The organism is Parabacteroides leei, from assembly GCF_023369805.1.
Taxonomy (GTDB): Bacteria; Bacteroidota; Bacteroidia; order Bacteroidales; family Tannerellaceae; genus Parabacteroides; species Parabacteroides leei.
This window is the reverse complement of the sequence record NZ_JAMBQG010000027.1, coordinates 34,660-48,614: the sequence shown is the minus strand read 5'-3', so window position 1 is coordinate 48,614 and position 13,955 is coordinate 34,660. Positions and strand designations below refer to the sequence as shown.

10 protein-coding genes are annotated in these 13,955 nt (G+C 43.2%); 8 read left to right on the top strand and 2 right to left on the bottom strand.

The features are described 5' to 3' along the window. Nucleotides 1–101 precede the first annotated feature (101 nt). Both M1P97_RS24305 and M1P97_RS24300 read right to left on the bottom strand, forming a co-directional pair. Nucleotides 102–3,233 carry an ATP-binding protein gene (locus tag M1P97_RS24305; protein WP_249390441.1) on the bottom strand — a complete coding sequence of 1,044 codons (3,132 nt, stop codon included), beginning with the start codon at nucleotides 3,231–3,233 and terminating at the stop codon, nucleotides 102–104. Between the two features lie 238 nt (nucleotides 3,234–3,471). Continuing rightward, complete coding sequence (locus tag M1P97_RS24300; protein WP_249390447.1) at nucleotides 3,472–3,828, bottom strand: hypothetical protein; 357 nt, start codon at nucleotides 3,826–3,828, stop codon at nucleotides 3,472–3,474. A 343-nt stretch (nucleotides 3,829–4,171) separates the two neighbouring features. Between M1P97_RS24300 and M1P97_RS24295 the strand changes: the two genes are divergently transcribed. From M1P97_RS24295 to M1P97_RS24260, 8 genes are all read left to right on the top strand, one after another. After that, nucleotides 4,172–4,714 carry an FHA domain-containing protein gene (locus M1P97_RS24295; protein WP_195372091.1) on the top strand — a complete coding sequence of 181 codons (543 nt, stop codon included), beginning with the start codon at nucleotides 4,172–4,174 and terminating at the stop codon, nucleotides 4,712–4,714. A gap of 471 nt (nucleotides 4,715–5,185) precedes the next feature. Further along, nucleotides 5,186–6,403: an MFS transporter gene (locus M1P97_RS24290; RefSeq protein WP_249390440.1), complete on the top strand. Its 1,218-nt coding sequence runs from the start codon at nucleotides 5,186–5,188 to the stop codon at nucleotides 6,401–6,403. 71 nt (nucleotides 6,404–6,474) lie between these two features. After that, the gene (locus M1P97_RS24285; RefSeq protein WP_249390439.1) at nucleotides 6,475–7,908 is read left to right on the top strand and encodes a TolC family protein; all 1,434 of its coding nucleotides are present in this window, start codon (nucleotides 6,475–6,477) and stop codon (nucleotides 7,906–7,908) included. A 33-nt stretch (nucleotides 7,909–7,941) separates the two neighbouring features. Further along, a complete protein-coding gene (locus tag M1P97_RS24280; protein ID WP_195372094.1) occupies nucleotides 7,942–8,934 on the top strand; it encodes an HlyD family secretion protein in 993 nt (330 codons plus the stop codon). A gap of 12 nt (nucleotides 8,935–8,946) precedes the next feature. Further along, nucleotides 8,947–10,131, top strand: a complete 1,185-nt coding sequence (locus M1P97_RS24275; protein ID WP_195372095.1) for an ABC transporter permease — start codon at nucleotides 8,947–8,949, stop codon at nucleotides 10,129–10,131. Further along, entirely contained in the window at nucleotides 10,115–11,299 is a 1,185-nt protein-coding gene (locus tag M1P97_RS24270) for an ABC transporter permease (RefSeq protein ID WP_249390438.1), read from the top strand. Before M1P97_RS24275 ends, M1P97_RS24270 begins: the two co-directional genes overlap by 17 nt. 435 nt (nucleotides 11,300–11,734) lie before the next feature. Next, complete coding sequence (locus M1P97_RS24265) at nucleotides 11,735–13,465, top strand: serine protease (protein WP_249390437.1); 1,731 nt, start codon at nucleotides 11,735–11,737, stop codon at nucleotides 13,463–13,465. 10 nt (nucleotides 13,466–13,475) lie between these two features. Next, nucleotides 13,476–13,943, top strand: coding sequence for a hypothetical protein (locus tag M1P97_RS24260; protein ID WP_249390436.1), 468 nt, complete (start codon nucleotides 13,476–13,478; stop codon nucleotides 13,941–13,943). The last annotated feature ends 12 nt before the right edge of the window (nucleotides 13,944–13,955 follow it).

The window sequence follows — 13,955 nt, the reverse complement described above, 5'->3', positions numbered from 1 at the left end:
CACTGTGTTTTTCATGGTATTAGATTTAAGGTTAACAATGAAGATTGGCTGTCCGGGATGGATAGCCTTTTTTTTGTCCGTATATGAACTCTTTATATTTCCTATAACAGAATTATTCTTGAATTTATAATATCTGATAATTGCTCCTTCAATTTGTTCGCTTGTACGGGTTTAGCCATATAGCCGTCAAATCCATTTTCCATAACTCGCTGCTCATCTGATGCATAGGCAAAGGCTGTAATGGCTATTATCGGAGCTAGAGGATCAGTCTTCCGTATTTCTAAAGTCGCATCATATCCATTCATGACAGGCATGTTTAAATCCATAAGTACGATGTCAGGAGATTCGTTTTTAAACATATCCACCGCCTCTTTTCCGTTCCATGCATGTAAAAGGTAGTAATCATCCTTAAGTATAGTCTGGAACAATTTATAGTTACTGTCGTTATCCTCTGCTATAAGGATTGTAAGATGTTTTGTTTTAGATTTGATCTGTTTTTGCTTTTCTTCTATTTTTATCATTTCTTGAGCCGGTACGTAAGGCAGCTCAAACCAGAAGATCGAGCCTCTGCCTTCCTCGCTTTCAACACCTATTTGCCCGTTCATATTCTCAACGAGCATGCGGCAAATGGAAAGTCCCAATCCTGTTCCCTGGGCGAAATGGTTCAACTTGACAAATCGTTCGAAGATGTCATTCTTTTTTTCTGCCGGAATACCTATTCCTGTGTCTTTGATAAAGAAATACAACCTTTTACCTCTGATTTCATAACCGAAACGGATAGAACCTTCGGTGGTAAACTTGATTGCATTGTTTACCATATTAATGACTAACTGGGATATTCTGTTTTTTTCTGCGTGGATATGGCATTGAGGGCTTCCTGCTTTGAATATCAACTGCACTTTTTCGCTTTGTAGTTTCAGTCTTAAGCTGTTCTCTAATTCCTGCATCAACTGGTTTAGTTCGAAATCGCTGTAATTGAATTCCATGGTACCTGCTTCTATCTTCGATAAATCAAGTATATCTCCGATGAGTTGCAGCAATAGTGTATTATTATTCTCGATAATACTTATGTATTCTTCCTGCTCGGAAGGCTCTTGTATCGAAGGTAGTAATGTGGAGAAACCTACGATTGCATTTAATGGAGTACGGATTTCATGGCTCATATTAGCTAAGAAAGCAGATTTCAACCTGTTGGATTCTTCGGCCTTATTTTTAGCATCGAGCAGGCTGTTTTCCATTTTTTTACGTTGGGTGATTACCAGAGATGATCCGACTAATGTAATAGGGACTCCATTTTCATCACGGGTATCTACTGCAGCCTGGGCCTCGATCCAATCTACTTGAATGCCCTGGTCGGTATGGCTGACTACGCGGTATTCCTCTTTTACTTTCAAGCATTTGCCTTCTATCAGTTCGGTATAAGCTTGTTGTACTCGCTGGCGATCTTCCTTATATATCTTTCCGAAATATTGCGATTCGGGGACAGACAATAGCTTTTCACTCAGGCTATCATCCGTAACGTCGAGTTCGACCTGGCGGTTTACGTCACACAAAATGGTGTGTTCACGCAGATCCCACTTCCAGGGAACGATATTGGCGATGTCGAGTGCCATCGCAAGTTTATGGTTAATCGAATCCAGTTTCACTTGGGTGTGATGAAGATCTGTACAATCGACACCAAAGATATCCACGAAGTCAGACTGGAGTGAGAAAGTCAGCATGATGTTGAAATAGGCAGAAGACTGTTTCAGGTAATAAGTGAAACTGATTGTTTTTTTCTCCATTTCCATGAACTGGAAATAACGGATGAACATCGTCAATGCATCATCCGGGAGATCACTCATTTTTTTACCGACAATATCTCTGTCCAGGTGCATCGCATTCAAATACCGGTTGTTTACCTTATGAATGATTGCATCGATCACTTCGCCAGCCTGATTACGTATCAGTTGAACCTTGCAATATAGTACCGGCATATTCTCGAAAAGATTGCTTAATTCCGCATTCGCTTCAATCTCTTTTTGCTGTGCTATCCGCAACGCTTTAAGTGATTTTATGCGATTGAATTGATACAATGTAAAAAATATTAATACGATGAATAAGACACCGAGTGCTATCAGGTGGTATTTGTACTTTTCCAAAGCCGTTTTAGGAAGGTTTAGAAAAACAGCACCTGCGGGGCATAAATTCGTACTGATTCCTTTTTGCAGAAGTGTCGGATAATCAAATACAGGTTGTCCTTCTGGAATGTAAAAAGGAATATCCCTGGGGGCTTTGCCTGCGAGAACGGCGTCCAATGTCGTTTTTAACTGTTTATCGAATGTTTGCTGTTGATAGAAATAACCGCCGAGCATCCTGCTGTTTAGCATGACTGCATCCCCTAAGGCGAAGATCGGAATGGTTGCATTGGAAATAACCTGGAATGTATTAGCCATTAACAGATCTCCTCCGGCAAAGGTTTGGCGAGTGAACCAGGATGAAAAAAGTACCCCGGTTGTGTTTCTGTCTGTTGTATTTAATTTAAATAATAAAGAGTCTGTTGTCATTTCCGCCGCAGAGAGAAAATCGTATTTTAAATCCGGATATGACTTTTTTAGTAAAATGCGTAAATCGTGGTCTAATTGCTGATTGATGTAACGGCCGTCTCCGATAAATGTTAATGTTTCCATGCCGGGGATTATATTTTGCATCAGTTCGATGTTTTCAGGCAGGTAATTTTTAGTTTGCAACAAGGTGAGATTATAGCTTTCCGTCAATTGCTCCAATGGAACTTGCTCGGTAATTTCTGCCGGATATTTTTTTATATAGTTTGTAGTAGGACTTAAGTAGGGTAACTCGGCACATAAGATCAAAGGTATGTCATCACCCCAATGCTTTTTGAAATCGTCACACATCATGAAGGAACTGTTTCCTAATAACAGGATGGCTTTAGGTGCATGTGTGTATCTGGGAAAAAAAGACTCTTTAAACTTGTTCAGTTTGGCGGAATCATCGATCATTAACATATTCATGTTCTCAACGTAGAAATCAAGATGCGAATTTGCCGCTATTTCCTGCTGTATAGGGCTAATGAGAGCATTACTCCAGGTTGCATCGGAGGTATAACTGTTTAGAACCAATAAATAATCTTTATTGGAAACAGCCGAATTGTTAGCTACTGAATTCATGACACAGGCAAGTTGCAGGCCTGTAAGAATTGTTAAAATAATGTTGAGGCGTATATTATATTTCATAATAATACAATATGAAATTTTAAAAATTGAGCAAATATAGTGTTTTTTCTGATCTCTATGATATCCGCTGATTTTTATTGCTTCTTTTAATGAAAAAACATATATGTGTCTGTGTGCTGTTAAAATTTGTTGATATAATTTTTTGTTAATCGTTGTTGTGGCGTATAGTCGTTCAAACATACTGTTAAAAGTAGGCATTAAGGATCGCGGTACCTACTTTTGGCACATTGTAAAATCTTTAAAAGGCTTCGGCGAAGTTGAACACAAATCCACCTGTATCTTTCCCAAAACCATAGTCAACACGCGCGTTTACGTTATGCTTAAACTCTATTCGTAATTTTATGTCGGATAAACTCGCATAGTTTAGATTAAAGGCGCCCCCGATATGGAAATGCTTGCTTATTTTATAAACATAATCTGGTTTGTTTCCTGTTTTTCTTTCAAAGGTACGGTTTACATTACCATATATAAAGCTGTTCCAGTATTTTTTCAGGGCGCCGTCTTTTTTCTCTATACGAATGCTATCTTGTTGTGAATAAAGATTCGTGGCAATAGGAACGGAGAAAATAAAAAGAAATAAAAACTTAAGTTTCATCTTTTGTATGTTTGGACGTTAGGGTTTTATTTCCGGAAACAATAGGCCAAACCCAGACTGAATGTTTGTGGGTGCAATGCCGCAGAACTAAATTATGTTTTAGAACAGTTTTTTGTTAAACGTTATTAAATGAATAAGAAACACAATTAATAAGTTGTGTTATATAACATAAATGCACTATGTTTGCACTGTGTTTTTTCATGGTATTAGATTTAAGGTTAACAATGAAGATTGGCTGTCCGTGACGGATGGCCTTTTTTGTTTTATAAAGGTTTCAATCTTTGTATCCGTGGAAAAAGGCTTATCTTTGTACTTCATAAATGTAAATGCTCCGATAAATAATATGAAAAGAATATTCTGTCCCAAATGTGATAATCAGCTATCGTTCGATGAAACCAAGTATCCCGATGGACAAGTACTGGCTTTTGTGTGTCCTCAATGCGGATCGCAATTTAAGATAAAGCTGGGAAGAAAGACAATCCGTACCGAATCCGGCCAGGAGAAAGAGGTGAAAGAACCGGATTTCTCTTGCGGCTATATCACTGTAATTGAAAATACGTTTGGTTTTAAGCAAGATCTGCCGTTGGTTTTGGGAGATAATATGATTGGACGTAGAAATAAAGACACGGAAGGTGTGGATGTCCCTATTATTACCAGCGATCCGAGTGTGGGACGCAAGCATTGTATTATTAATGTAAAACAGGACAAGGAAGGTAAGTTTATCTATACCCTCCGTGATAACCAGAGTATGACTGGCACGTTCCTCCGCAGTGTTATTTTAGGAAAAAAGGAACAGGTACGGATTGGTGAAGGTGCGATTGTAACCATGGGTGCCACTACATTTATACTTCATACGGCTAACGGGGAGGAAGAAGAAGAGTTTTAAGTAAACTTTAGACGCTGTACCGAAGTGAAAATAGTCTCTTACATCAGGGCGATAAGGGAGATAGGGGGAATTGGCGTAGGTTTCGGGAGAGATGGATACAAGATTTCCTTTCATCTCCGGCACAGTTCTAAAGTTTAATTCTCATTATTTATGCTCTTTGTTTAGTTGTTCAACGATAAAACAACTGTAAGGCCGTTTGGCTAACGACAGTTTACGTAAAGAATCAAAAAGATCTGAAAGAAAAGTTTTGTTAAAATGGTGCGTTGTTGCGGTACTGACATTAAAGAATAAGGGCTGGAGAGGTGTTTGTGGAAACAAATCTGAATGTTAATTGATAGAATTTTACATCTTGAAAAAACACTGTCTTTTCAATTTTCCCAATAAATCCGTTCAGTAAATAAATATCCGGTTGTTAGTGAGCCTTCGTTTTTATTATGTATTTTTGCGGCTCAATAGGCAAATAGGTTACAAATGGGACAAAATAGGGTAGAGTCGGCAAGTGGGATTACCTTCCGGATTTTAGTGGCGTTAAGTATATCGCATTGTATAAATGATTCGTTACAATCTGTCATTACAGCTGTTTATCCGTTATTTAAAGATGATCTGGTACTGAATTTTGCTCAGATCGGTTTGATTACGCTGGTTTATCAATCTGCAGCATCCGTATTTCAGCCGCTTACCGGATTATACTTCGATAAAAATCCTTCTCCGTGGTCTTTGCCTATCGGTATGAGTTTTACATTGATCGGTTTGCTCAGCCTTGCTTTTGCAAATTCTTTGCCCTGGGTATTATGTTCCGTCGCTTTGATAGGCGTCGGTTCGTCGATATTCCATCCGGAAGCTTCGCGGTTGACTTCATTGGCCTCAGGGGGGAAGAGGGGACTGGCACAATCGTTATTCCAGGTGGGCGGAAACCTGGGAGGCTCGTTGGGGCCGTTATTGGTTGCTATCCTGGTAGCTCCTTACGGGCGCAGCCATATTGCCTTATTTTCTATTCTGGCCTTTATCGCTATCCTGATCATGACTTATGTGGGACGCTGGTATAAAGGACTGCTTCAGCGGTTTAAGCGTGAAGACACAGGCTCTTCGAAACACCATATCGAAATGCCTTTGCCGCTGGGTAAAACGATATTTTCTATCTCTATCCTCCTGGTTCTTATCTTTTCCAAATACATTTATATGGCGAGCCTGAACAGTTATTATACCTTCTATCTGATCGAGAAGTTCGGTGTGAGTGTGCAATCTTCGCAGTTGTTCCTGTTTGTCTTTCTGATAGCTACTGCCCTGGGTACACTGTTGGGAGGTCCGATAGGGGATAAGGTGGGACGCAAATATGTTATTTGGGCATCCATTCTCGGTGCGGCTCCTTTTTCGTTGGTAATGCCGCATGTGCATAGTTTATATCTGACGGCCGTCCTGAGTTTTTGTGTCGGCTTGACGTTATCTTCTGCATTTCCGGCTATTCTGGTATATGCCCAAGAATTGTTACCTTATAAGTTAGGACTTATTTCCGGTTTATTCTTTGGTTTTGCTTTTGGTGTAGCAGGGATTGCATCGGCAGTGTTAGGTAATCTGGCTGACCACTATGGCATCGAGACCGTTTACAATGTTTGTGCTTATATGCCGCTGATCGGGCTGGTCACTTGGTTTTTACCGGACTTGAAGAAAGCCTCTAAAAAAGGAAGTTAGCTCGCTGAACAATCCCGGAGAGGGCTTTGTTATTAATCAAAAATTCGCTCAAACTAAATTTAAACGCATTTATGATTAATAACTTAACGCATTTCAGTATTGGCTTGCTGTTTCTTTTTCCTGTCCTGACTTCTGCCCAGACGGAGACGGTCGATCTGACCTTGGAACAGTCGATGGAGCTGCTTCAGAAGGAGAACCGGAGTATCCGGATTGCGGGAAAAGAGGTGGAGCTGGCAAAAAACGAACATCAGAAATTGAACTCTTTTTGGTATCCTTCGGTCAGTGCAGCCGGTGCCTTTGTACATATGTCGAATCCGGTCGAAGTAAAGCAACCATTAGACCAGTTCACTGATCCGGCAAAAGATTTTGTTCATTCCATCATCCCCGACGACCAGTTTATCTCTTCTATTCTGGATAAGATCGGACAGAACACATTGACTCTTCCACTTATTTCACAGAATATCACTTCCATCGATGCAAATGTCACCTGGCCTCTTTTTACAGGTGGGAAACGTATTTTCGCCAGTAAGATCGGGAAGACGATGGTCAATATCGCCGAAGTCAACCGGGAACAGGTTAATGCCAACCAACAATCGTTATTGATTGAAAGCTATTTCGGATTACGTCTCGGGCAGCGGGTGGTCGCCGTAAAGGAAGAAACTTACAACTCACTGAAAACGCATTATGACCAGGCTCTTAAACTGGAACAGAACGGCATGATAAACCGGGCCGAACGCCTTTTCGCCCAAGTTAGCATGGATGAGGCAAAACGGGAATTGGAATCGTCCCGCAAAGATTTGGAAGTAGCCCGGCAGGCATTGAAAAGTCTTCTGAATATGGAAGAAGAGAAAGATATCAGTACAACGACTTCCCTCTTTATCAATACGAATATTCCTTCCGCCGATTATTTTAAAGAATTGGTTCCTGCCAATAACTATCTGGTCAACCAATTAAAACTACAAGAGAATATTGCCGGGAGTGAATTGAAGATCGGCCGCTCCGGTTATGTTCCAACAATCGCTTTGTTCGGTAAACAGACTCTTTATTCGCATGGAGTGGATAAATACCTGATGCCCCGTACGATGGTGGGGATCGGCTTTACCTGGAATATCTTCGACGGATTGAACCGGGAAAAGAAGATACGGCAGGCTCGCCTCACCAGTCAGACGCTGGCTATCGGAAAAGATAAAGCGGTGACGGACCTGAAGGTAGGAGTCGATAAGTATTACACCCAATTACAAAACGCACTCGATAATGTAAAAGCCCTGAATACTACGCTCGAAATGAGTAACGAGCTGGTGCGTATCCGGCAGAAATCCTTCCAGGAAGGAATGGCAACATCCACCGAGGTGGTAGATGCGGAAGTAATGCTTTCAAAAGTGAAGACTGCCTTTCTGCTGGCCTATTACCAATATGATGTAGCATTAATCAATCTCCTGTCTATTTGCGGTATTCCGGAATCATTCCATCAATACCGGTTAGAGGGAACGACGGAGATAATGTAGGAAATATTGAATCAACAATAAACAAAAAAAATTATGGACAAGACTAAGAAATACCTGACGATCTCCTTTATAGTGGTACTGATCGCCGTAATAATTATATCTGCTGTCGGCATACTGCTACTGAAGAAAAAGCCGGTTATCCTGCAAGGGCAGATTGAAGCAACCGAAATACGCATATCCGGTAAGTTACCCGGTAGAATAGATACTTTCCTTGTCAAAGAAGGACAAAATGTAAAGGCCGGTGATACGCTGGTGGTGATCAACAGTCCCGAAGCAATGGCGAAGTACCAGCAAGTAAATGCTTTGGAGAGTATTGCCAAATTCCAGAATCAAAAGGTTGATGAGGGAACCCGGAAACAGATCATAGCATCCGTAGAACAGTTATGGAACAAATCGAAGTCCGACCTCCAACTGGCTAAAACAACTTACGACCGTATCACGGCCCTTTATAAAGACAGCGTAGTCACTTCCCAACGAAAAGACGAAGTGGAAGCACTCTATAACGCCGCCGTTGCTAACGAACGTGCCTGCTATAATGAATATCAGATGGCCCTCGACGGTGCCCGGATACAAGATAAAGAAAGTGCCCGTTCACTGGTGACGGCAGCACAGGGAACAGTCAACGAAGTCGAAGCTCTCCTGCAGGATGCCCGCCTGGTCGCTCCCGAATCCGGTCAGATTTCGACCATTTTCCCGAAACGGGGTGAATTGGTAGGGGCCGGCATGCCGATCATGAACCTGGTGGTACTTGACGATGTGCATGTAGTCCTGAATGTGCGTGAAGACCGTCTGCCGTTATTTAAAATGGGAGGTACATTTAAAGCGGACGTTCCCGCAATCGCAACGAAAGATATTGAATTCAAGATTAACTACGTCAGTCCGCTGGGTAGCTTCGCCACTTGGAAATCGACGAAACAGACCGGAAGTTACGATCTGAGAACTTTCGAGATCCATGCCCTGCCTGTAAAACCGGTCGACGGATTACGCCCGGGCATGTCTGTCCTGCTTAATTTGGGAGAACAATAACCGGTATCATTTATGAGTAGTAATAAACAACATAGTCCTTTTTACAATGTATTTCATCGGGAACTACATCGGATGGTTTCACGCAGGCTCTATTTCGGGGTCTGCATCGTGTTGCCCCTGTTCTGTATCTTCTTCATGTCTACGATCTTCGGTAACGGACAGATGGAAAATATTCCGGTGGGCATTGTAGATCAGGATCAGACCGCTTTGTCGCGCGAAGTAATCCGTCAGGTCGAAGCCGTTCCCACTTTCCGGGTGACACGGCATTACGTCGATGCCGAGACGGCCCGTAAGGCGACACAGGCAAAAGAGATATATGGTTACCTGGTGATCCCGAATCAATTTGAAGCAGACGTGACGGGTGGGAGACAGGCTACCTTATCCTACTATTATCATTACGCCTTATTGAGTGTCGGTGGTGAGGTCAGAGGTGCTTTCGAGAATGTGCTACGCACACTATCCATGTCGCCGATCGTTTCCGAGGCTGTTGCTATGGGCATCAACCAGAAGCAGGTAACGACTTTTCTACTTCCGGTTGAGGCACAGAACCATCCGCTGTACAATCCCGATCTCGATTACTCCGTTTACCTGAGCAATCCGTTTTTCTTTATCTTCTTCCAGGTGATCATCCTGTTGACTACGGTGTATGCCGTCGGTAGCGAACTGAAGTTCCGTACCGGCGACGAGTGGCTGGCAACGGCTGATATGAATATGGTTACCGCCCTTTTCGGGAAACTGTTGCCTTACACGATTATCTTTTCCCTGATGAGTATCTTCGGAAATTATGTGATGTTCGGTCCTATGAATATCCCATTCTCCTGTGGGTTCTGGCCATTGAACCTGACTTCGATCCTGTTTGTGATCGCAACGCAGGCGCTGGCCGTCTTTCTGTTCTCCCTTTTTCCGGCGATCAGTATCATTATCAGTATCGTGTCGATGGTCGGATCGTTGGGAGCGACCTTGTCGGGTGTAACTTTTCCGGCTCCATCCATGTATGCTCCGGTCTATTACACTTCGTTCCTGTTTCCGGTACGTCATTTTGTCGAGATCAATCAAAATCTTTTGTACGGCGACTATGGGTTTGCCTATACCTGGTGGAATTTCAGTGCGCTGTTCTGTTTCATCGGGGTGGCTTTTCTGATGGTGCCGCATTTAAAAAGAGCAATTTTAAGTCATAAGTATGAAAACATCAAATAATATAAAGGCAGGTCTGACTAATATATCCTCTATCATCCTGAATGAGTTCAAGACCATTTCGGGCAGCTTCGCCATCGTTCTGGTATTGATGGGAGGTATTTTCATGTACGGTCTGTTATATAATTATATGTATGCTCCCGACGTGGTACGAAATGTGCCGGTCGTTGTGGTGGATAATTCGAAGACAGAGTTGAGCCGCGAATATATCCGCCTGTTGAATGCAACGCCACAAGTCGATGTGATAGCTACCGGCGAAGATTTTCCGCAGGCAAAAGAGTTGATGAAACGTGACGAGGCTGCCGGTATCTTATACCTGCCGTACGATTTTACCGACCGGGTTTCGCGTGGTGACGAGTCTATCTTTATCATGTATGAAACGACCAATGCTTTCCTTTATTATATGTCGATACAGGAAGCATCGGCCGGCTCTATGCTGGCACTCAACGACCGTTACCGCCCGGAGATGCTGGTCTTCCTTCCTGCCGGGGATGCGGCGCAACTGGCTTCCGTACAGCCGATCAATGTGGCGGGTACGGCTTTATATAACTACACGGAAGGGTACGGTACTTACCTGATACCGGCTGTATTGATCGTCATTATGTTCCAGACGTTGTTGATGGTGATCGGTATGGTCAGCGGGGAGGAACGGCAGTTTCATTTATTACAGTCCTATCCTTCTTCGCTTGCACAGGCCATGCGGTTGGTCACCGGGAAAACATTTGTCTATATGATATTGTATGCCATCTTCTCCCTCTTCCTGTTGGGTTTGATCCCTTTTATCTTTGACCTGCCGGATATCGGGAATGTGTGGAATATCATTATGTTATTGATCCCGTTTCTGATGGCGACCAGTTTCTTCGGCTTGACGGCATCTTTGTTCTTTACCGACTCCGATGCCCCTTTGTTGATGATCGCCTTTTTCTCTGTCGGTCTGATTTTCCTTTCTGGCGTATCTTATCCATTGGAATTGATGCCCTGGTATTGGAAGTTATCGCATTTCCTTATACCGGCAGCACCGGCCACTTTGGCTTATGTCAAATTAAACTCGATGGGAGCCACGATGGCAGAGATACATACGGAGTATGTGACGCTGTGGGTTCAGTGTGCGGTATATTTTATACTGGCATGTTGGGTATACAGGTATAATATCAGTAAGTCGCATCGGTGACGTTTCACCTTTCACATTGCTGGTAATGTTTTGGTATTGAGTGAAATACAGTGAAGGGCCTGAAACCTCCTAAAAAAGTCAGGACTTTTGAAAACGAAAGTCCTCTCTTTTATCTTTAAAAGTCCTGTCTTTACATTTCAAAACACCCTTGTTTTTTTCCAGGCAAGATATTTATAAATGGGTAACTATCTATTTGGGAATGGGTAGTTACCCATTTATTGTTTGGTGCCGTCCTATTTGTGAAAGGATGGTGAAGGGTTACCTTTCACTATATGTCGTTATTTACTAATGAGTTGGGGCGGTTGTGACAGGTGAAGCCTAACCAGCTGCATCTGCCTGCTACGTACGTTAGCGGATAAATTTATACTCAGACAATATGTACAAAGATAATAAAGTATTACATTTGTCGGCATATCTGATAACATGAGAAAAGAAATGAAACAAACACTATTACTACTTATTTTAATTTGTTGCCATTTATTACCGGCAACTGCGCAGAAGAACGCCCCTAAATGGATGGATAAAAGTAAAAAGGCCGTTGTTTTAATCACTACATACGGGAAAGACGGAGCTAAACTGACCTCGGGAACTGGTTTCTATGTTTCCGAAACGGGCGATGTCCTTGCTGCTTACGATCTATTTAAAGGAGCTGAGAAGGCAACGATCACCGATGTGGATGGAAAAACCTACCCCGTGACGGCTATTGTCGGAGCCGACGAATTGTATGATGTCATAAAAGTGAAGAGCGAAGCACCGAAGAAAGTGCAGTTCCTTCCCATCGCTTCCGATCCGTTGGTCGTAGGAACAGCAGCTTATCTGTTACCGTATACTACGGCAAAAACGCTCAACTTCGGACAGGGAACGATCACGGAAGTCAGCAAGCTGAAAGATCCTTACAGCTATTATAAATTATCGATACCCCTGGAAGACGGACAGGTAAATGCTCCGATCCTGAATGCCGAAGGTCAGGTATTCGGATTGGCACAGGCGGATGCTTCCGGTAAGAAAGATGTTTCGTATGCTGTATCGGCTGCTTATACCAATAGCCTGTCTGTGGCTGCAACCGATTTCCTGAATACAGTCTATAATAATATAGGTATAAAGAAGGCATGGCCGGCGGATGAAGAACAGGCGCAGGTCGCTTTATTCCTGAAAGGTAGCACACAAGATGCGAAAAGTTATCTGGAAACATTGAACGATTTTATCGCTACTTTCCCGAACTCGGCAGACGGTTATCTGAACCGTGCCTCTCACTATGCCGGTCGTCGTGCCGAGCTGGCTTCTACCCCGGCTGAACAGGCTAACTATCTGAATAAGGCGTTGGATGATATTAAGACTGCTTCAAAGTTTAGCGATAAGAAAGGGGACGTTTATTATAATCAGGCCAAACTGATCTATAATGTAGCCGCCGGCGATACGACCCTGACCGATCCGGCATGGTCTGTACAAGCCGCCCTGGAAACCATTCAGAAGGCAATCCAGGAGGAAGATCTTCCTGTTTATCACCAACTGGCGGGAGATATCCATTTCTTCCTGAAAGAATACGAACAGGCTTATAATGAGTATATGGTTGTGAATAACAGCGACCTGGCATCGCCAACTTCTTTCTACTGGGCTGCAAAGGCAAAAGAGAATGTAACGGGTTTCAATATCGGTGATATCATTGCGCTGTTGGATGGTGCGATCGAGAAGAGCGGCTTGCCGTTGACTCCGGAAGCCGGGCAATATATCCTTGAACGTATCGACTGGAAGCTACGCCTGTCCCAATATGCAGAAGCTATTGCCGACTACGACCTGTATTACAAGGCCATGAACGGTGATGTAACCAGCAATTTCTATTATTATCGCGAACAGGCTAAATTCCGTTCCGATGATCTGGAAGGTGCTTTAGCCGATATCAAAGAAGCGATCCGGCTGAGTCCGGATATTCCCGACTACCGTGCAGAAGAAGCTTCCGTTTATGTCCGCATGAAAAACTATAACGATGCATTGACGAGTATCGACAATGCCTTGAAAGTGGCTCCCGACTTTGCTGCTTGCTATCGTCTGAAAGGTATCTGCTATGTCCGTATGGAGAAGAAAGCAGAGGCTTGCGAAGCCCTGAACAAAGCAAAAGAGTTGGGTGATCCGTTGGCTGAAAGACTGATTAAAGAACATTGTAAATAAAATATCGGATATGAATAACGTGAAAAGTATTTTCATACTGGCAGCGATGGGGGTATGCCTGATCGGAACAAACAGCTGTAAAGGCAAGTCGGAGCAAAGTGGAGAGCCGGCGGCAGAGAAGACGGAAACCCGTGCCAAAGTAGAGGCTACCCTTTTTGATAAATCGCTTCCCGAGATCAAAGAACTGGTCGATGGAAAATGGGAATTAGTCAGTGGCCAGAATGCCGGGCAGCTTTGCGAGTTTGAAAATACTTTCATCACATTCAACGGCGATAAATACATCTGGTCGGAAGATGGCAAAGACGAGCCCGGCGACCTGAACTGGCGCAAAGCCGATACCGGTGCCGGCTACGAAGCCTATCTGATGGATGCCTTCTATGCCACCAATCCTTCCTACCCGTTGGCGATAAGCGGTGATACCTTGTTTATTCAGGATTGTACGGAGACGGCGTATAAATATATGTTGATACGACGATAGGTCTCAGCGAAG